Origin of the sequence: Subsaximicrobium wynnwilliamsii (genome assembly GCF_007997225.1) — a bacterium.
In the GTDB taxonomy this organism is placed as follows: Bacteria; Bacteroidota; Bacteroidia; order Flavobacteriales; family Flavobacteriaceae; genus Psychroserpens; species Psychroserpens wynnwilliamsii.
Genome location: NZ_VORM01000002.1, coordinates 59,695 through 79,527, shown reverse-complemented (window position 1 = coordinate 79,527; position 19,833 = coordinate 59,695). Strand labels below are relative to the sequence as shown.

At 39.6% G+C, this 19,833-nt stretch carries 16 protein-coding genes, 1 other RNA gene and 1 pseudogene; 11 read left to right on the top strand and 7 right to left on the bottom strand.

Features of this window, described 5'->3' with window-relative positions; genetic code table 11:
• The first annotated feature begins 87 nt into the window (after window positions 1-87).
• The 5 genes from ESY88_RS01725 (at window position 88) to ESY88_RS01705 (ending at window position 6,712) form a co-directional block, all read left to right on the top strand.
• Window positions 88-1,083, top strand: coding sequence for a DUF368 domain-containing protein (locus ESY88_RS01725; RefSeq protein ID WP_147085173.1), 996 nt, complete (start codon window positions 88-90; stop codon window positions 1,081-1,083).
• Between the two features lies 1 nt (window position 1,084).
• Window positions 1,085-2,104: a DUF368 domain-containing protein gene (locus ESY88_RS01720; RefSeq protein WP_147085172.1), complete on the top strand. Its 1,020-nt coding sequence runs from the start codon at window positions 1,085-1,087 to the stop codon at window positions 2,102-2,104.
• Window positions 2,097-2,834, top strand: a complete 738-nt coding sequence (locus tag ESY88_RS01715) for a shikimate dehydrogenase family protein (protein WP_147085171.1) — start codon at window positions 2,097-2,099, stop codon at window positions 2,832-2,834. The genes ESY88_RS01720 and ESY88_RS01715 overlap by 8 nt, the downstream gene beginning before the upstream one ends.
• A gap of 388 nt (window positions 2,835-3,222) precedes the next feature.
• Window positions 3,223-5,892 carry a DUF349 domain-containing protein gene (locus tag ESY88_RS01710; protein WP_147085170.1) on the top strand — a complete coding sequence of 890 codons (2,670 nt, stop codon included), beginning with the start codon at window positions 3,223-3,225 and terminating at the stop codon, window positions 5,890-5,892.
• A 352-nt stretch (window positions 5,893-6,244) separates the two neighbouring features.
• The gene (locus ESY88_RS01705; protein WP_147085169.1) at window positions 6,245-6,712 is read left to right on the top strand and encodes a nuclear transport factor 2 family protein; all 468 of its coding nucleotides are present in this window, start codon (window positions 6,245-6,247) and stop codon (window positions 6,710-6,712) included.
• Between the two features lie 224 nt (window positions 6,713-6,936).
• Here the strand turns inward: ESY88_RS01705 and ESY88_RS01700 are convergent, their stop codons facing one another.
• The 6 genes and pseudogenes from ESY88_RS01700 to ESY88_RS01675 all read right to left on the bottom strand — a co-directional run bounded on the left by ESY88_RS01700 (window position 6,937) and on the right by ESY88_RS01675 (window position 12,865).
• Window positions 6,937-7,485, bottom strand: coding sequence for a 1-acyl-sn-glycerol-3-phosphate acyltransferase (locus ESY88_RS01700; protein WP_147085168.1), 549 nt, complete (start codon window positions 7,483-7,485; stop codon window positions 6,937-6,939).
• A 1-nt stretch (window position 7,486) separates the two neighbouring features.
• Window positions 7,487-8,569, bottom strand: a complete 1,083-nt coding sequence (locus ESY88_RS01695; RefSeq protein WP_223270684.1) for an iron-containing alcohol dehydrogenase family protein — start codon at window positions 8,567-8,569, stop codon at window positions 7,487-7,489.
• A gap of 275 nt (window positions 8,570-8,844) precedes the next feature.
• Entirely contained in the window at window positions 8,845-9,549 is a 705-nt protein-coding gene (locus ESY88_RS01690; protein ID WP_147085167.1) for an HAD family hydrolase, read from the bottom strand.
• Window positions 9,550-10,140: 591 nt separating this feature from the next.
• Window positions 10,141-10,347 (bottom strand): annotated as a pseudogene (locus ESY88_RS01685) (3-deoxy-manno-octulosonate cytidylyltransferase); the annotation flags it as partial.
• Between the two features lie 22 nt (window positions 10,348-10,369).
• Window positions 10,370-11,101, bottom strand: a complete 732-nt coding sequence (gene kdsB / locus ESY88_RS01680) for a 3-deoxy-manno-octulosonate cytidylyltransferase (RefSeq protein WP_147085166.1) — start codon at window positions 11,099-11,101, stop codon at window positions 10,370-10,372.
• Window positions 11,102-11,440: 339 nt separating this feature from the next.
• Window positions 11,441-12,865 (bottom strand): ATP-dependent DNA helicase, encoded by a 1,425-nt coding sequence (locus ESY88_RS01675; RefSeq protein WP_147085165.1) that lies wholly within the window; start codon window positions 12,863-12,865, stop codon window positions 11,441-11,443.
• 203 nt (window positions 12,866-13,068) lie between these two features.
• Here ESY88_RS01675 and ESY88_RS01670 point away from each other — a divergent pair, with 203 nt between their 5' ends.
• The 3 genes from ESY88_RS01670 to rsmD all read left to right on the top strand — a co-directional run bounded on the left by ESY88_RS01670 (window position 13,069) and on the right by rsmD (window position 15,266).
• Window positions 13,069-13,806 (top strand): hypothetical protein, encoded by a 738-nt coding sequence (locus tag ESY88_RS01670; RefSeq protein WP_147085164.1) that lies wholly within the window; start codon window positions 13,069-13,071, stop codon window positions 13,804-13,806.
• 69 nt (window positions 13,807-13,875) lie between these two features.
• Entirely contained in the window at window positions 13,876-14,685 is an 810-nt protein-coding gene (locus ESY88_RS01665) for a DUF3822 family protein (protein WP_189702488.1), read from the top strand.
• A complete protein-coding gene (gene rsmD, locus ESY88_RS01660) occupies window positions 14,685-15,266 on the top strand; it encodes a 16S rRNA (guanine(966)-N(2))-methyltransferase RsmD (RefSeq protein WP_147085162.1) in 582 nt (193 codons plus the stop codon). Before ESY88_RS01665 ends, rsmD begins: the two co-directional genes overlap by 1 nt.
• A gap of 653 nt (window positions 15,267-15,919) precedes the next feature.
• On the opposite strand, the gene rnpB is transcribed toward rsmD, so the two are convergent.
• Window positions 15,920-16,306: RNase P RNA component class A (gene rnpB / locus ESY88_RS01655), an RNA gene on the bottom strand.
• 73 nt (window positions 16,307-16,379) lie between these two features.
• On the opposite strand from rnpB, the gene ESY88_RS01650 reads away from it, so the two are divergent.
• The 3 genes from ESY88_RS01650 to ESY88_RS01640 all read left to right on the top strand — a co-directional run bounded on the left by ESY88_RS01650 (window position 16,380) and on the right by ESY88_RS01640 (window position 19,830).
• Entirely contained in the window at window positions 16,380-17,315 is a 936-nt protein-coding gene (locus ESY88_RS01650; RefSeq protein WP_147085161.1) for a hypothetical protein, read from the top strand.
• Window positions 17,316-17,405: 90 nt separating this feature from the next.
• Window positions 17,406-19,154, top strand: a complete 1,749-nt coding sequence (dnaX, locus tag ESY88_RS01645) for a DNA polymerase III subunit gamma/tau (RefSeq protein ID WP_147085160.1) — start codon at window positions 17,406-17,408, stop codon at window positions 19,152-19,154.
• Window positions 19,155-19,266: 112 nt separating this feature from the next.
• Window positions 19,267-19,830: a hypothetical protein gene (locus tag ESY88_RS01640; protein ID WP_147085159.1), complete on the top strand. Its 564-nt coding sequence runs from the start codon at window positions 19,267-19,269 to the stop codon at window positions 19,828-19,830.
• The last annotated feature ends 3 nt before the right edge of the window (window positions 19,831-19,833 follow it).

The window sequence follows — 19,833 nt, the reverse complement described above, 5'->3', positions numbered from 1 at the left end:
ACTAAATTAATAGTCGTCATTTAAAAAGTGACTGTCTATATTATCTTTGCGTTTTGTTACCTTTACCGCTGATTGAGCCTAAACTAGATGCAAAGACAATTAAAAGATTACATCGTGCTGTCCCTTAAAGGTGTTGCCATGGGTGCGGCAGATGCGGTGCCAGGTGTTTCGGGTGGTACTATCGCACTCATTTCTGGGATTTACGAAGAATTGATTGGCACCATTGGAGCTGTCAATTTCTCGCTTTTAAAAACCCTTAAAAATCAAGGTTTCAAGGCATTTTGGCAGCAGCTCAATGGAAATTTCCTATTGGCGCTACTCTCAGGAATCGCAGTAAGTTTTGTTCTGTTTATGCGTTTGGCCAAATACCTATTAGAGCAGCACCCTGTTTTAATTTGGTCTTTCTTTTTTGGGTTGATCATTGCCAGCATTTATTTTGTGGGTAAACAAATCAAAAAATGGAATGTGCTGAATGTCTTTCTGCTCATTATTGGCGCGATTGCGGCCTATTACATTACAACCTTGCCTTCCATGGGCGCCAACAGCAATCCGTTTTTTCTTTTTTTCGCGGGGGCTTTGGCTATTTGTGCCATGATCCTACCAGGCATTTCGGGCTCCTTCATATTGGTGATTTTAGGCGCTTATAAAACCTTGAGCGACGCCTTACATGATTTTGATCTCAAAAAAATTATAATTTTCATGACTGGTGCAGTGATTGGCCTGCTTAGTTTTAGTAAAGTGTTGAAATGGTTGTTCAAAAACTATCACAACCCTACGCTGGCTTTACTCACTGGTTTTATAATAGGCTCATTGAACAAAGTATGGCCTTGGAAAAAAACCATCTCGGTCTTAAACGAAACAACGGGGGAAGTAGCCAATTTCATTGAGGTTTCTGATGTAGGCACACTTTCTATTTTTCAACAGCAAACCAATGATTTCGAAACTTATAAAACAGTTATCGAAGAAAGTATTTCTCCATTCTCGTATGCCGGGAATCCACAATTGCTCTGGGCCATCCTGTTGATGGTTTTTGGTTTTCTCTTAATTTTCATACTAGAACAAATCGGGACGAAACAGGATTGATATGCAACAAAGCACCAGAACATTTACAGATCGTTTTTTCCTGATCATTAAAGGTCTTGGTATGGGAGCTGCCAACAAAGTGCCAGGCATTTCTGGCGGTGTGGTAGCATTTGTCGCTGGTTTTTATGAAGAGTTCATTTACTCGCTAAAGCAAGTCAATAAAAAAGCCTTCAAACTCTTGATCGCCGGACGCTTTAAAAGCTTCTACCGCTACATCAATGGGAGGTTCCTAGGCCTTTTGTTTTTTGGAATGATTGTGAGTTATTTTAGTGTCTCCAAAATTCTCGATTACTTTTTGAGCCACTATGAACTCTATGTATGGAGCTTGTTCTTTGGCATGATCTTAGGCTCCATTTATTACATCAACAAAAGCTTTGATGACTGGCATTACAAAAGCATCATTTCACTCATCATTGGCGCTGGTTTAGGCATAGGCATCAGTTTTTTAAATCCTGCCAAGGAAAATGACAATCTCATTTTTGTGTTTTTCTGTGGCATCATCAGCGTTTCTGGGATGACTCTACCTGGCTTTTCAGGATCTTTCATCTTGATTTTATTGGGTAATTACGTTTTGCTTTTGGTAGATTCAGTCAATTCCCTTTACGATACCTTTGCCGAATTGATCGTTGGCGATTTCAGCTTTATCCAAAATACAGCACGCATAAGGCTGCTAAAAGTATTGGCCGTATTCACCTTAGGCTCCGTGGTTGGGTTGGTCACGTTTTCACATGTGTTGAGCTATGTTTTGAAATATTATCGAAGCATCACAACTGCATCGATAATTGGTTTTATCGTTGGTTCATTGGGTGTTGTTTGGCCATGGAAAAATACTATCTTTAAAACCGATGACGACGGTGGATTATTGTACGATTCCGTCGGAAAAAAAATCATAGAAAATTACGAACGCTTTTTACCTGAACTCAATGCTGAAACTTATTTAGCCTTCGCCTATATCATTTTTGGGATACTACTTGTTTTGGTTTTGGAATGGTACGGACAAAAAACACGAACAAATGCGTAGATTGGGATTGTTGGGAAAAAACATTGAATATTCCTTTTCGAGAGGTTATTTCACTAAAAAATTTACTGCGGAAAACCTTGCGTTTCGCTATGAAAATTTCGATTTGGAATCCATTTCACAATTTCCAGAGCTTATAAAAAGCAATCCAGATATCGTGGCCATGAATGTGACCATCCCCTATAAAGAACAGGTCATGCCCTATTTAGATGAAATCGATGCAGAAGCTACTAAAATTGGAGCAGTCAACACCATAAGCATTTCTGAAAATGGACATCTAAAAGGCTACAATACCGATTATCATGGCTTCAAAACTGCCATTTCGCCTTTACTGAAACCACATCACAAAAACGCCTTGATTCTAGGCACTGGTGGCGCATCAAAAGCGATTGCACACGCCCTTAAAACCATGCACATCGCATTTGATTATGTGTCTCGCACAAAAAAACAAGGCGTCGCTTACACCTACGATCAACTTGACGACCTCATTATTGAACGCTATCAAATCATAATCAATTGCACTCCAATTGGTACGTTTCCAAAAATCGAAGCCTGTCCCGATATTCCATATCAGGCGCTCAACGCTGAGCATTTATTGTTTGATTTGATCTACAATCCTTCAGAAACCGAATTTTTACGCTTGGGGAAAGCACAAGGTGCAACAACATGCAACGGATATGCCATGCTAGAATATCAAGCTGAAAAAGCTTGGGAAATTTGGGCATTGGTTTAAAATATAATTTCATTTAGCGTCGATAGTTGCAGTTTCTTCCGCAGATCAAACCATTTGGAAGCATGGTTTTACCCTCCTTGCAATACCTAAAAGACGATCCTCCCTTAAATTGGCAATAAGATCAATCCTAAGACAAAAGGGACCTAAGACAAACAACAAATCTTTTGAATGACTGATATTGAGACTTTTATAAAGTAATGCGTTTTCACACCCATCTTATTACGGTTGGCAGCCTAAGTTTAAAAGTTTCAAGCTAAACCTTTAGGTAGATGCATTTTATCGATATTCGAAGCAGCTCCAAAATATTTGAAGGCTAATAAAAAGGCTTGGTTTTTGTAAATTGGTTGCCTATTAGTATCTTAGCCATCTAATAGAAAACATTGATAAAATGTCTGAGAATGATAACCTGCACAATGCAGATGGAAAACGAGTAGAAAAAGTCAACCCTCAAGCGCCTGACGAAAATCCTACCACAGAAAATAAAACCACTGAAACCAACCCTGTTTCAGAGCCTACAGAAGAAACTCCTGAAACAACCTCAGAAGATCCTTTGGGTAAAGATGTTTCAGACCAACTGGTAGAGCGACCTAAGGACCCTGAAGCAGAAATACCTTCGGCCACTGAACATGCTGAAAGCCAATCGGAAGCTGATGCCAGCAATTCAAATGCTTCGGAAGAATCTACTGAATCAAAAGAAGAATCGGTTCCAGAACCTTCTGAAGAACCATTGAAAACAGAAGAAATCAAAGCTGAAGCCATTTCCGAAGCGGTATCTGAACCAGAAGTAAAACATAGCGACAATGTTTCCGAAGCAGCACCTGAAGCTGATGAACATAAGGAGCCCATAGTTTCAGAATCGAAAACGGAAAACACTTCCGAAGAACAAAGCGAAACCCCTTCCGAAGAAAAAACGGAAGCCAGTTCCGCAGCGGTATCTGAACCAGAAGTAAAACATAGCGACAATGTTTCCGAAGCAGCAACTAAAGCTGAAGAACATAAGGAGCCCATAGTTTCAGAATCGAAAACGGAAAACACTTCCAGAGAACAAAACGAAACCCCTTCCGAAGAAAAAACGGAAGCCATTTCCGCAGCGGTATCTGAACCAGAAGTAAAACATAGCGACAATGTTTCCGAAGCAGCACCTGAAACTGAAGAACATAAGGAGCCAATAGTTTCAGAATCGAAAACGGAAAACACTTCCGAAGAACAAAGCGAAACCCCTTCCGAAGAAAATAAGAAAGCCCCTACAGAAGCCAAAAAGATAGACGCCCACGTTGACGAGATCGACCAGTCCAATGCCGAAGATGCCGAGGATGAAGGCAATAGCGAACGCCATACCGTTGAAACCAAGGAGTATGAAAAGATGACCATGGCGCAGTTAGCCGAAGAGTTGGAAACCCTTGTTGAGCAGCGCAAAGTACAAACCATAAAATCCCAAGTTGACGAGATCAAATCTGAATTCAATTCAAAATTTGACGAACTTCTCGAAGAGAAAAAAGAAACGTTTTTAAATGAAGGTGGCAATGAGATTGATTTTTATTATTCCACAGCAGAAAAGAAACGTTTTAATGCCGCCTACAAAACCTATCGCAACAATTTAAAAGCTTATTATAAAGCCCGCGAAAATGATCTAAAGGCCAACTTGGAAAACCGACTTCAAATCATTGAAGACATCAAAGGGCTCATCAATGTTGAAGAGAATATCAACACCACCTATAAACAATTCAAGGATTTACAAGAGCAATGGCGCGGTGCTGGCCCTATCCCACGTGATGTTTACAATAACGCTTGGAATTCTTACCATCATCAAGTAGAAGTGTTTTATGACTTTATGCACCTCAATCGTGATTTGCGCGACATGGACTTCAAACACAATCTTGAGCAAAAGACCAAACTTATAGAGAAGGCTGAAGAATTAGCCGAAGGTAACGATGTCAATCACGCTTTTAGAGAACTGCAGGCCTTACATAAGCTATGGAAAGAAGATTTAGGCCCTGTTGCCAAAGCGCACCGTGACCCTATTTGGGAACGTTTTAGCAACGCCACCAAAACCATACATGACAAGCGCCAAGCCTATTTTACCGAATTGGATAAAGCCAAGGAAGGCAATTTGAAGCGTAAGGAAGCCATAATACTTAAAATTGAAGACGTGGTCAAAGACACTTCAAACACGCATCAGGCCTGGCAAAAAAAGATCAAAGCCATAGAAGCTTTAAGAACGGAATTTTTTAATTCTGGACGTGTGCCAAAGCCTAAAAATGAAGCCATCTGGAATAAGTTCAAAACTACGGTAAGATCCTTTAACAGTGATAAAAATGCATTTTACAAAAACCTGAAGAAAGACCAATATGAGAACCTTGAAAAGAAAAAGGAACTCATAAAAATTGCCAACGAACACAAGGAGAGTGATGATTTTGCAGCCACAACCCCGTTGATGAAAAGAATTCAGGCCGATTGGAAAAAAATTGGCCATGTCCCAAGAAAAGACAGTGACAAGGTTTGGAAACAGTTTAAGAATGCCTGCAATCATTATTTTGACCGTATTAGTTCGCAACGCAATGAGGCCGACAAGGAATTGCTGGTTGCCTATGAGCAAAAAAACGAGTTTTTAGACGGCATGAAGACTTTAGAACTTTCTGGAGAGCACAAAAAAGACATTGCGTTGATCAAAAGTAAAATTGAGGATTGGAAAAACATAGGTGCTGTTCCCTCCAATAAACGCTATATAGAAGGCAAATTCAATAAGGTTCTTGATGCCCTTTTTGGAAAATTGGATATGGATAAATCCAAATTGGAGATGATCAAATTTGACAACAAACTTGAAAATCTTGCCCAGCCCGATGATACGAGACTTTTGGATAACGAACATAATTTTATAAGAAAACGTATTGACGAGGTCAAAGGAGATATCAATCAATTGGAAAACAATCTTCAATTTTTCTCAAACGTAGATGAAACCAATCCATTGGTAAAAGAGGTTTTGAACAATATCGAACAACACAAAGCCGATCTAGACCTTTGGGAACGCAAGCTGCAAATGGTCAAGAAGAAATACTAAAATTAGTGCGGGGTTAAGTACTAGGCCCCTTGCGCTTCTCAACAGTAGCGCCAATACAACTTATTGAAAACTAATCAAATATAAAGACAGAAGACCATCCCAAAGGATGGTCTTCGCTCTTTCTCATAGCAATTTAACGACGCAAAGGGCGTTAATAAGAAAGTAAAAAGGCTTTTAAAACCTATTCTACTTTATATACGGGGTTTTTGGGTTTTCGGTTTTATTGAAGCATCAAATTCATTCATTAGCACCTTTAAAAAACAACTTATGACCTTTAATAAGAATTTTGAGCAAAACTAAGTAGCATTAATTGTGTACAATTTTTCTTAACTTGAGAAAAACTCCTTTTCCAATGAAACAATTGCTGATCAATTTTTATGAAGCCTTTCAAAGACTGGATGCTGAAGCCATGGTGGCATGCTACCATCCCGATGTGGTATTTGAGGATCCTGCCTTTGGAGTGCTTCATGGTAATCGTGCCAATAATATGTGGCGAATGCTTTGTAAATCACAGGAAAGCAAGGATTTTAAGTTGACCTATTCCAGTGTGGAAGCTAATCAAAACACTGGAAGCGTTTTATGGGAATCCTTTTACACCTTTAGCAAAACAAATAAAAAAGTACACAATGTGATCCAAGCCCAATTTAAATTTAAGGACGGCAAGATCATAGAGCACATTGATGAATTTGACTTGTACGATTGGTCCAAACAAGCTTTTGGGGCTAGAGGGCGCATTTTGGGTAAAACCTTATTCTTTAAAAATAAACTGAAGCACCGCGCAAATTTTTTACTGACTAATTTTGAAAACAAACAGCGCTAAGATTAGCTTTGAGAACTGTGGCTCGCAAGACGCATATTAATAATGTGGCCAATATTACAAACGAAAAGACCATTTTAGAAGCATCTAAAATGGTCTTTTTATAGGGTCATATTGAAGCACTGTTTCTTTTTAGGGACACGAGGTTTACTTTATGTTTCAGCATCCAAAATACACTTTTGGTATTTCAAAATTTGTGCCAAGATCTAATTACAAACCGAAACATACTAAGTGTACTCAGGTTTTTTACCTTCCACACCTTGATAAAAGGCTTTCATGAACTTGAAATCGGCAGCCCTATCATGAGTGGGATGAAAAGGTTCGGAAATGTGGTTTTCTTTGTTTTTAAAATCCAATGTAAACATAATGATGGGCACATTAGCAGCTTTGGCGATGTAATAAAAACCGGTTCGCCACTCGGTTACTTTTTTACGAGTCCCTTCAGGAGCAAGCGTTAATCTGAATTCCTCCTTACTCTCAAATAATTTCGCAATGGCTTCAACCTTATTTTGACCTGAGGTACGATCTAGTGCCGCACCGCCTATGGCGCGAAAATAATAGCCAAAAGGCCAATGGAAAAGTTCCTTTTTGCCCACAAAATTTGTTTTGACCCCAGTGACCTTCCGCAGTAAGAGACCTATATAGAAATCGTGCCAACTCGTATGTGGTAGGGCGATGATGACCGCTTTTTTGACGGTATCTTTTGAGAAATTGAGATTGCCAGTGACTGTCCATCCCAACAGTTTAAAGTAAACCAACTTTGCAAGCCAGCGCATATTACATTTTTTGATAAAGCGCCTTAAGCTTATCGTAAGTAATCACATTTTTCCAATTTTTACCTATAGCATTTTCCCAGAGTGGTTCTAGACTCAATGCCACTTTGATCATCACATCAAATTGCTCATCGCTTAGATCGGCACAAATGCCCTTAGGCAAAACAATGTTGTGCTTTTGCTTCATTTTTTTGAACAGCTGCACACCTTCAGGATAATAATCTTCCAAATGATCAAAAACGATGCAATTGCCAATACCATGCTTAGTACCCAATAAATAAGACAAACCGTAGCTCATGGCATGCGCCACGCCCACTTGTGAGTAGGCAATACTCATCCCCCCGTGCCAAGACGCCATCATGAGCTGGTCTTGGGCTTCTTCGTCACTAAGTTTGTCATCCACAAAAATATTCTTGCAGAGTTCATAAGCCTTTTCGCCATAACTTTCACTAAAGGCATTGAGATAGGTCCCATTAAGGGATTCAATGCAGTGAATGTAACAATCCATCCCCGTATAGAACCATTGGTCTCTTGGCACATCTCTAGTCAATTCTGGATCTAGGATCACTTGATCAAAAGGGGTATAATCAGAATTTATGCCCAATTTTTTATCGGGACCGGTCAATACCGTTGTGCGAGACACTTCTGCTCCCGTACCCGAGATGGTAGGGATGCCAACATGATAAACCGCTGCTGATTTAACCAAATCCCAACCTTGATAGTCTTTGGCGCCTCCTTTATTATTGAGCATAATGGAGACTGCCTTGGCCAAATCCATAAGTGAACCTCCACCAATACCAATTATGCCAGACGGCCCATCATTATGATTGAGTATGATTTGGTCCACCAACTCATCGACCTGAGCGGTTGTAGGCTCCTCATTTGCTGAAATGTAAAGAATTTGGTCCTTATAGGCCAACGGAATCCTTGAAGTGATCCAAGAGTCCCCCTTAAACACATCATCAACCAAAAAAATAAATGGCGCTTTCACGTTTAAACGTTTGGGCGCTAAAATATCCTGAAGTTGATCAAAACTGCCTCGTCCAAAAACAACTCTGGACACCATTGGGAAATTTTTATAAGTCATGAAATCGTATTCTTTAACAAAAATAAAAACATAGTTTGAATATGTCTTGCACTATTGCGATAATGTTGGAATTATTTGGGAAATCTGCCCTAATAACAAGCTCTCAATCAAACAGGACTAAGATCATTTCAACTTGGATTCGTGTTTTAGTTCTGTTTTAAATTATTTAATAAGTTGCGCCAATTTAAACTTCAAATCCACAGCTCACGAATTGACACATTTTCAGGGTTTTAATTATTGTTGGTGTAAATGCGTTTAAGCATTGAAATGTAGCATTACTCCAATAACTTTTTAAGTTCTTTCAAACTTTTTAAGGTTGCATAAGCCTTTCCGTTGCTTTGCTCGGCATCTACTTGCTCGTGTAACCAGGTGGTATGAAACGGAACGTGAACGGCCTCTGCCTTTAAATTGACTAAAGGCAATATATCTGATTTTAAAGAATTGCCCACCATTAGAAATTCAGAGGGCTTTACCTCCAAATGCTTCAACAACCTGGAATAATTGGATTCCTGCTTGTCACTCAAAACTTCAATATGATGAAAATATTTTAAAAGGCCAGATTTTTCCAGCTTTCGTTCTTGATCCAACAAATCGCCTTTTGTGATCAAGATTAGTCTGTGGGTTTGCGAAAGTTCCTTGAGGCTGTCCTCAACGCCCTCTAGCAGTTCCACAGGTTTATTGAGCATGTCCTTGCCAATGTCTAGGATTTTCGAAATACTTTCATTTGAAATACTGTAATTGGAAATCTCCAAAGCCATCTCGATCATGGATAACACAAAACCTTTGATGCCGTAACCATAAAGCGGCAGGTTTTTAATTTCCATCCTAAACAATTCTTGGTCTATGGTATTGGCGGTTTCATAAGGCGCCATCAATTTTGCGACCTCCAGTTCGGCCTCCCTAAAATAAGTCTCGTTGACCCAAAGGGTATCATCGGCATCGAAACCGATGACTTTTATATTACTGTACTTTCTTTTCAATCTTATCTGTTTTTGATGGCAAGGGACTGGTTTATTGTGGATTTCATGGATGCTAATGTTTGATCGATTTTGTATTTGATGTTATGCGCGATGAATCGCGTTTTGTTGTGCGCGATGAACTGGGTTTTGTTTTGTTATACGCGATGAATCGCGTTTTGTTGTGTTATACGCGATGAATCGCGTTTTGTTATGTTATACGCGATGAATCGTGTTTTGTTGTGTTATACGCGATGAATCGCGTTTTGTTATGTTATACGCGATGAATCGTGTTTTGTTATGTTATACGCGATGAATCGCGTTTTGTTTTGTTATACGCGATGAATCGCGTTTTGTTATGTTATACGCGATGAATCGCGTTTTGTTGTGTTATACGCGATGAATCGCGTTTTGTTATGTTATACGCGATGAATCGCGTTTTGTTTTGTTATACGCGATGAATCGTGTTTTGTTATGTTATACGCGATGAATCGTGTTTTGTTATGTTATACGCGATGAATCGCGTTTTGTCATGTTATACGCGATGAATCGCGTTTTGTCATGTTATACGCGATGAATCGTGTTTTGTTGTGTTATACGCGATGAATCGCGTATCTACTTTGACCATTGTTTTTTGGCGCGTTCCAAATCTTCTGGCGTATCGATTTCCACACCTTCTACTTGGGTCTCTACCATTTTTATGCGTTTTCCATATTCCAAATATCTAATGCACTCAATCTTTTCCGTGGCTTCAAGAAACCGCATTGGCAGCTTATAAAAATCCAACAATGCTTGTTTTCTGAAGGCGTAAACCCCTTTGTGTTATACGCGATGAATCGCGTATCTACTTTGACCATTGTTTTTTGGCGCGTTCCAAATCTTCTGGCGTATCGATTTCCACACCTTCTACTTGGGTCTCTACCATTTTTATGCGTTTTCCATATTCCAAATATCTAATGCACTCAATCTTTTCCGTGGCTTCAAGAAACCGCATTGGCAGCTTATAAAAATCCAACAATGCTTGTTTTCTGAAGGCGTAAACCCCTTTGTGTTTAAAGTAGCGCGCACCAGCTTCTCTATCTCTTGGGTATGGAATTGGACTTCTAGAAAAATAAAGCGCAAAGTTATCTTGATCAACAATGACCTTTACAGTATTGGGATTGGCGATTTCATCCCAGTCGTGAATCTCCACCATTAAAGAGGCCAAATCGATCTTATTTTCATGGTCATTTTGAAAAACCTTCAAGACCTTTTCCAAACTTTCACGTTCGGTAAACGGTTCGTCGCCCTGCACATTCACAACGATATCAATATCCAAGTCTGCCACTGCCTCTGCAATGCGATCGCTTCCAGATTGATGTTCTTCCTTACTCATAATGGCCTTACCGCCATTGGTTTCAATCTCATTAAAGATGATGTCACTATCGGTTACCACATAAACTTCGTCAAAAAGTTTTGTGGCCACAGTAGCCTCATAAGTTCTCAAAATTACTGTTTTACCTCCAAGATCTTGCATGAGCTTTGCAGGAAAACGCGATGCACCATAGCGTGCTGGAATCATTGAAATAATCTTCATCTGAATCAATAAGAGTTTAAATCAAAAATAGAACTTTTAAGCCAATTTGCTAGATTCATGGTTAATTTCTTTTTTGTTTTTGACCTATTATTGGATGGGTGTTGCAAATGATTCCGTAGTCTCTGGAAAAAGCCCAAAAGTAACCACTACGAAATGCCTAGAAATAATTTTTGCAGCGAAGCCCGTATTGCAATTGAAACCTAAGCATTTGAATATGGTATTAGGTATTGGGAATGAGTTTTGAAGCTTGATCTGCAAGTTTTGAATGCTGAGACTGTAGACTAAAAAGTAACGATTGTCAACTGAATACTAAGAACTGGATACTGAATACTAAAAACCTCATTCCTCAAAGAAATCATCCTTAAAACCTATAAGATACAGTTTGTCCTTGGCTCTTGTGATTGCAGTGTACAACCATCTCACGTAATCGCGATCGATGCCATTTGGTAGATAGGGCTGCTCGACAAATATGGTGTTCCATTGCCCACCTTGTGATTTATGACACGTAATGGCATAGGCGAATTTCACTTGCAGGGCATTGAAAAAATGATTGTTCTTCGTTTTCAAGAACTTCTTATAATTTGAGGTTTCATCTTGGTAATCCTTTTGCACTTCTTGATACAACCTGTTACTATCTTCATAAGTAAGCGATGGTGTCTCGGCTTCGAGCGTGTCTAATAGCAAGACGGTTTCAAAAGGTGCCATATTGGGATAATCCACCATTTGTATTTTTACTTCTGCAAATCTAAATCCGTATAATTCCTTGACTGAGAACATCTCAAGCACTTGCACGATGTCTCCGTTGGCGATGAAACCGGCATCTGTGGTGGGCTTGATCCAGAAATAATTGTTTCGTACCACCATTAAAAAATCGCCAACACTCAGCTCGTTCTCGTTAAAAAGAATTCGGGTTCTAATATTTTGATTGTATAGATTGGCGCGTTTATTACTGCGCACGATAACAGCGGTTTCTTCGTGGCCATTTTCAGAATAAGAATCGTTGATGGCATCCATGATCTCATAACCATCGATTAAGCGAATCACATCGGGAAAGGACTTGATGTTGAATTGAAAGGACTCAAAAAATTCATTTTGCAGCACCTCTCTTAAACGTGTCGCATTCTCTAAGATACCACTATCCAATTCTTGTCTTACAACCTCATCCAACTCAACGGTGATAAGCCTTTTATTATAGTGCAACTCTAAAATTTGAGCATCCAAGGCCGGAGAAAGATCAGATTTCACTGGTGGCAGCTGAGCCTTATCGCCAATTAAAAGCAATTTACAGTTATGCCCAGAATAGACGTACTGCATGAGATCGTCAAGCAACGACGTGCTTTCATGATCCTGCCCGTCTGAAGTACTGTCTGAAATCATCGAAGCCTCATCCACAATAAAAATGGTGTTGCGATGCTTATTGGGCTGAATCACAAATTTCACACCTCCGGTTTTATTTTTCTTCGGAAAATAAATTTTCTTGTGAATGGTGAAGGCTTCCTTTTTGGAATAATTCGAAATCACCTTGGCCGCACGTCCTGTAGGCGCCATCAAAACCGCCGATTTCTTAGCTTCCCACAAGTGCGATACCAAGGTGCCAACAATACTTGTTTTTCCCGTACCTGCATAACCCTTAAGCAAATAAAGTTCATCTTTAGCATCATCAAATACAAATTTTGACAACTGATCCAGGACTATATTTTGTTTGGAAGTAGGCTCAAAAGGGAATTTGCGCTTTAATAATCTATAAAAATCTGATGCGGTCATTAAAATGGGGTTTTACAATTAATTGCAAGATAAGATTAATACCCAAGACCATTTAATGTGGGGCATTACATAAAAATGTTGCTAAATTAGAAACAAATTTTATATCTTTCAACATTGTTTGATTTTTAGCTGCAATGTTTTAACGAATAAAAAAAAATTGTAGATTTGTCCAACTCCTTAATAAAAAAATAAAAACACTAACTATGTTAAATGTAATTCTTGTTGTTGTAGGTCTTATTTTGCTTACAATATTAATTGTTTGGTTGATAGACCGGTTTGTACCAAAAGGCATAAAACCAATCATACACATCGTGCTTTGGGCAGCGATTATCTATTTGGGCTATCTAACCTTTGACTCTGTTTATGGTGAGATCAAATTTAATGAGCTCAAAACCGAACGTTACAAAGTGGTCATTAAAAAATTAAAGGATATTAGAGATGCCGAGCTCGCACACAGAACAGTAACGGGAGAATTCAATGGCGATTTTGACAATTTAATACGTTTTGTAGATACTGCACATTACACCATTGTTGAGCGCCGTGACTCTACAGTTGTCGATGCCGAATTGACGAAACGTTTTGGTGGTGTTGAAACTACTAGAGATATTGTGATTTTAGATACGCTAGGTACTGTACCTGTAAAAGATTCCTTATTCGGGGCAGACACTAGATACAAGACCATGATGAATCTTCCTGAAAATATAGGGCCTGAAGGCGCTAAATTTGAGCTTAATGCAGGTAGATTGTCAGGATCTGGCATTCCTGTGTTTGAAGCTTTCGTTAAAAAATCGGTGGTTCTATATGATCAGAACAAGAACTTGATCGCTAAAGAAGAAGAGGTCATGTCTGTTGACGGTGTTCGTGGACCTACTATCAAAGTTGGTGCTATGGACGAAGTTTACACCAAAGGGAACTGGCCTAAAAACCTCGCACAAGATTAAAAAACAATTCCTCCCAAGCCTTTTGGGAAAACGGTTACGAGTGTCATACTTTTAATAAACCCGAAACCATTGAAAACACTTTCAAAAAAAGCATTGTCCATTCAAATTAGTTTGAATGGACTTTCTTTTTGCATACTAGATACTTCTGAAAAAACCGTGCACTATCTAAAATCGGTCACTTTTGAGAAAAAGAAGGCCCCTCATGAGCTCTTGGAAAAATTGAAAGCGGCCATTGAAACCCAAAGTCTTCTCCAACAACCCTTTGATGCGGTATATTGCGTGTATCAAAACGAATTGTCCTGTTTAGTGCCAGAACCTCTTTTTGATGAAGAAAATCTGGCAGAATATCTCAAATTCAACGCTAAGATTCTCAAAACCGATTACCTTGCCTACGATGCGATACCATGTATCAAAAGCATGAATGTCTTCATACCCCTAGTGAACATCAACAATTATATCTTTGAGACTTTTGGCAAGTTTACTTATAAACACGCCTCTACGGTTTTGATTGAAAGTCTAATTCAAAGGCAGCACCAAACCATAGGCACTGCACTTTATCTAAACGTGAACAGCAGCAGCTTTGAAATGCTAGCCATTAAGAACAAGCAACTTCAGTTTTATAATAGCTTCAATTATCACAGTAAAGAAGATTTCATCTACTACCTATTATTCACTGTGGAGCAGTTAAAGTTAGATCCAGAGGCCGTTAAATTGTATCTCTTCGGCCATATTGACGAGCAAAACGAGCTCTTTCAAATAGCATATCGTTATATTAGACATGTGGAGTTATTTGAACCAGAGCAGCAGTTCAAATTGGATCGCTCTATAACGACCACCAATCTATCAGCTTATTTTTCACTGCTAAATAGCTTTAACTAATGCGCATCATATCAGGAGAATTTAAAGGACGACGCATCACCGCGCCAAAAAAATTACCAGTAAGGCCCACGACCGACATGGCTAAGGAATCGCTGTTCAATATCTTGAACAACCGCTATTACATTGACGAGATTTCGGTATTGGATCTGTTTGCGGGCACTGGAAACCTAAGTTATGAGTTTGCCTCTCGAGGCTGCGAACAAATCACAGCGGTTGATCAAGATTACGGCTGTATAAAATTCATAAATGAAACTGCCGAAAGCTTCGGAATGACCATCAACACCATCAAAAGCGATGTGTTCAAGTTTTTGGAACATGCACAAGGCTCCCACACCGTGATCTTTGCCGATCCGCCTTACGAATTGCCAAAAGAAGAATTTGCTAAGATCGCGCAATTGATTTTTGAAAACAGTCTTCTCAAGGAAGAAGGGATTTTAGTGATTGAACACTCCAAACGCACCGATCTATCAGATCTCCAGCATTATGTGAAATCGAAAAGTTACGGCGGAAATAGTTTTAGTTTTTTTGAAATCGCTACTGAAGAAGAAGAAGAAGAAGAAGAAGAAGAAGAAACTGACTGAGTTTTGATAGGCTGTTTCGCTGAGGCGCGCGGAGTTTGCGCAGAGGTTCACAGAGACTTTTTTTTGAGACTTTTTTTGAGAAATCGGTATTTGGTTTTGAATGCTTCCGGGAACAAGTGATTGTTGGCCGGCTCTTTCGCAGAGCTTCGCAGAGTTTGCACAGAGATTCACGGAGACTTTTTTTGGGAAATCGGTATTTGGTTTTGAATGCTTCCGGGAAAAGTGAGTGTTGATAGGCTGTTTCGCTGAGGCGCGCGGAGTTTGCGCAGAGGTTCACAGAGACTTTTTTTTGAGACTTTTTTTGAGAAATCGGTATTTGGTTTTGAATGCATCCGGGAAAAAGTGATTGTTGGCCGGCTCTTTCGCAGAGTTTGCACAGAGATTCACGGAGACTTTTCTTATAAGATCGATATTATTTCTGAATGCTTCGGAAGAAAAACAGGAGTGTTGATGGCTGTTTCAGTAAGATACAATGAGGCCTTTTTTAAAATTTGAAATCAATCGAAAAATCTTCCGTAGAAAAAAGAAACGCTATACTTCTGGCATACTACTTACGTTGCACGTCTTTAAACTGCGCTATTTTCAGAATTGGTACACCATTATTAATCTTATGTAGAAACAGAAAAACTCCCTGAAAATTCAAGGAGCCTTTTTGAGTAAGCAAATCTATAAGCCGAATTCTGTACGTTTCATTTTCTAGAATCTAAATCCTAAAAAAGAAAAGCCCTCATCATTTATCTGCGTTTACTGTTACCAGCAAACTTTAGCTGTCTACCCTCTAACAATCGCGCGTGCACGCTCCCGACTGCCTCCATCAAATAATCGATGACAGGCAGGTCAACGTTAGTTTACATGACATTGCACCACATAGAGTTTACCTGGTTTCACTACAGCATGACCTGTACTTGCTTTCTGTTGCACTTTTCCTCACCTCACGGTGGGTGGCCGTTAGCCACTATGATTGCACTATGGTGTTCGGACTTTCCTCCATCCCGTCCCAATAGCAATTGGGACAGGACAGCGATAAGGCGATCTACTTGTTGGCAAAAATACGATAAAGCTTAACTAATTATGGCTATATTTCCGCAGAAAAACATTTAGGTCTTGATTCCCATGAAACCCTCATTTTATATCACTTTATTAAGCGCACTTTTTAGTCTTCAAAGCTTCGCCCAATTTGATGGGAGTAAGCACCAAAGCAATGCTGGCTTGCAGCTAAAAAACCGAATCTTACTCGTGCAGTACCAAGAATTCAAAAGTGACAACGCCCTCAATTACAATACATTTATTGAGAGCGCTCTAAGCAAAATCTGGACCCTTAATGACAGTGTTATCTACGTGAACAATACTGAATTTGCAGTGCTCAAAATGAAGCATCCCAAGCATAACAACTATGCCTACCTAAAGTACAGCACTTATGATAAGGTAAACGAGTTCCCCAGTGGGAGCCTAGTACTTGGACTCGTTGACGAACCAAATTCCACCTATTTTGTACATGTTGCCCCTTTTGACGAAAAAGGTCTCAACACAGCAGATTTAGTGTTTGGACTCGAGCTGCTTCAGCAAAAAATAAAACGAGCCACTGCCACCCCAGAAGCATCAAAATGGACCGACTCAATTATTGCACAGCCTCAAATCATCGACTTTAAAAACAAAACCTTACTTATTGACCAAACTTTGACCTCCTCGGTGGTGCAAAAAAGTATTCCGCAATTCTATAAGTATGACTTTGAGTTTGCAACAAAAACAAGAATCGATGAAGCGTTATTAAATCGTGATCCAAAATTCATCTTTTTGAGAGCAATCCCTTTGACCACTGTGCCAACAAAAAGCAAAGACTACAGTGATGAAGCAGGCGTTCAAATAATAGATAACAATATTTACTTTTCAAAAACCTACGAAACCAAAATCGCAAAGAGCGAGATGAGATTCGTGAATGCAATCCTGCAAGCAGACGATAGAAGGTTGCTCTATATAGGCAAGCCTAAACAAGGCGACAACCAAGTGGAGCTTTCCTTTTTTGAAACGCTTTCAAACGCATTAAACTGAATAAAACTGTTAATAACTACTAAGAATTGACAAGTTCAATATTCCGAAATTAGGAGCTTAAGTTTTAACTTTGTCATCTAAGATTTTTTCATGGAGCATTTTGTTGTATCAGCCTTAAAATACCGGCCACAAACGTTTAAGGACGTTGTGGGCCAACAGGCAATCACCAACACCTTGCTCAACGCCATTGAACATAATCATTTGGCACAAGCGCTTTTATTCACTGGCCCAAGAGGAGTAGGCAAAACAACCTGCGCCCGTATTTTGGCCAAGATGATCAATTCTGATCAAAACACAAAAGCCGATGAGGATTTTGCCTTCAACATTTTTGAGTTGGATGCTGCCTCAAACAACTCGGTAGACGATATCAGAAATCTTACCGATCAAGTGCGCATCCCTCCTCAAGTAGGTAAATATAAAGTCTATATCATTGACGAGGTGCACATGTTATCATCTGCGGCCTTCAATGCGTTTTTGAAAACCTTGGAAGAGCCACCAAAACATTGCATTTTCATTTTGGCGACTACCGAAAAGCACAAAATCATTCCTACGATCTTGTCACGTTGCCAAATTTTTGATTTTAAGCGCATCACGGTTAAGGATGCGAAATCCTATCTCAAATACATTGCTGAAGAACAAGGCATCAATGCCGAAGACGACGCCCTGCACATCATCGCCCAAAAAGCCGATGGCGCCATGCGTGACGCTTTATCCATTTTTGACCGCGTGGTCAGTTTTTCGGGAAAGGAACTTACGAGGCAAGCAGTTACAGAGAACCTCAACGTTCTGGATTATGAGACCTATTTTGAAAGTACCGACTTGATCTTGGAGAATAAAATCCCAGAGTTGCTGCTTCAATTCAATGCCACCCTATCTAAAGGATTTGATGGCCACCATTATATTGCTGGGCTGGCCTCGCATTTTAGGGATTTGTTGGTGTGTCAAAACGAGAAAACCATGGAACTGCTTGAAGTTGGCGACGATACCAAAGCAAAATATCTCGAGCAATCTCGAAAAGCGTCCTTTGATTTTCTCATCAAAGGCATCGATCTGGCGAACGACTGTGATCTCAAATACAAAAACTCAAAAAACCAACGCCTGTTGGTCGAACTTTGTCTCATGCAGCTTGCCTCTATCACTTTTGATGGAGAAAAAAAAAATAGCAAAAACTACATAATCCCGGCTTCGTATTTCGAGGCAAAGGGCATCAAACCCATTCCTGTAAAGCTTCCGAAGGAAACTGCTCCTAAAAAACAGGAGGAACCAGTGCTGCAGGTTTCCGAAGAAAAAATCGGCACCCAAAAGCAAGGTCAACCCTCGACTCAAAACCCATCGCATCAAGTACAGGAACCGCGTGCCATTGTTGATTTAAAAACAGACAGACGCACCTCTGGCCTATCACTCAAAAGCATTAGGGAGAAAAAAGAGCACCTCATCAAACAGATGGACGTGGTTGTGGCTGAAGACGACCTGCCCACCGAGGCATTTACCCAGGAGCAATTCAATACGGCTTGGAAGGATTACATTTCACAATTAGACAAAAAAGGAGAAAAGATCATGGTGTCCATCTTAGAAATGGATACGCCAAAACTCAATGGGACCGATATTCAGTTGGCCTTTCCCAATGAGACCTTGCGCGTGGAATTGGAACGCGCCCAATTTCCGCTCATGGAATTTCTTCGGAAAAAACTGCGAAATTTTAGCCTTAAACTCGATATAACTGTGAATGAGGACGTCGCCAAAAAATACGTTTTCACAGCGGAAGACAAATATGAAAAGCTCAAAGAAAAGAACCCTAATATTGAATTATTGCGTCTCACTTTTGGGTTGGACCTTTAAGCCCAGCGAAGCTGAAGTATTTGTGAACTCATCAAAATCGCTTACATTTGAATTGTCTAGAAAAATACGTTTAATTTTTAAGGGCAATGAAATGCATTTTAAAATTTAGTTTATGAAGCAAATTTTATCGATTTTAAGTTGTTTAGCCCTATTGTTTTTATCCAGTTGTGACCAACGCAGCAGCGAAAAAGAACGTTTGGAAAACGCCATTTCTGAATTCAATCAGAAACAAACCGTATTGGAGACCCAAACATTTTATCCCGAAACTTACACGGAAATCAAAACCGATTCCATCATCTCAGATACCTTTAAGGTAAGCATTAGCAATTACAGCAACATGCAAAAAACCATTGTACTTAATGAAAAACCTTCCGTTAAAACCGAAGCATCAAAAGCGCATCGTGTCTTTGAAAGCGATGTATTGGTGGCCGTACAGAATAAAGTAATATTTGAAGGCCATTTTTCCGCAGTAGATTTTAAGAACAACAATACTTCCGAATTTTGGAAGGACGCCACTTTAGAACACATTTGGGTCAATCAAGATCAATCCGATGAAACGCAACTGTTATTGGGCGTTTCCATCGTGAACCCGAAAAGTAAGGCCTACAAATATTATGAAATGCGTATTGATCACTTCGGAAAACAAAGCATTCAATTAATAGAAGAAACCAGTTAAACA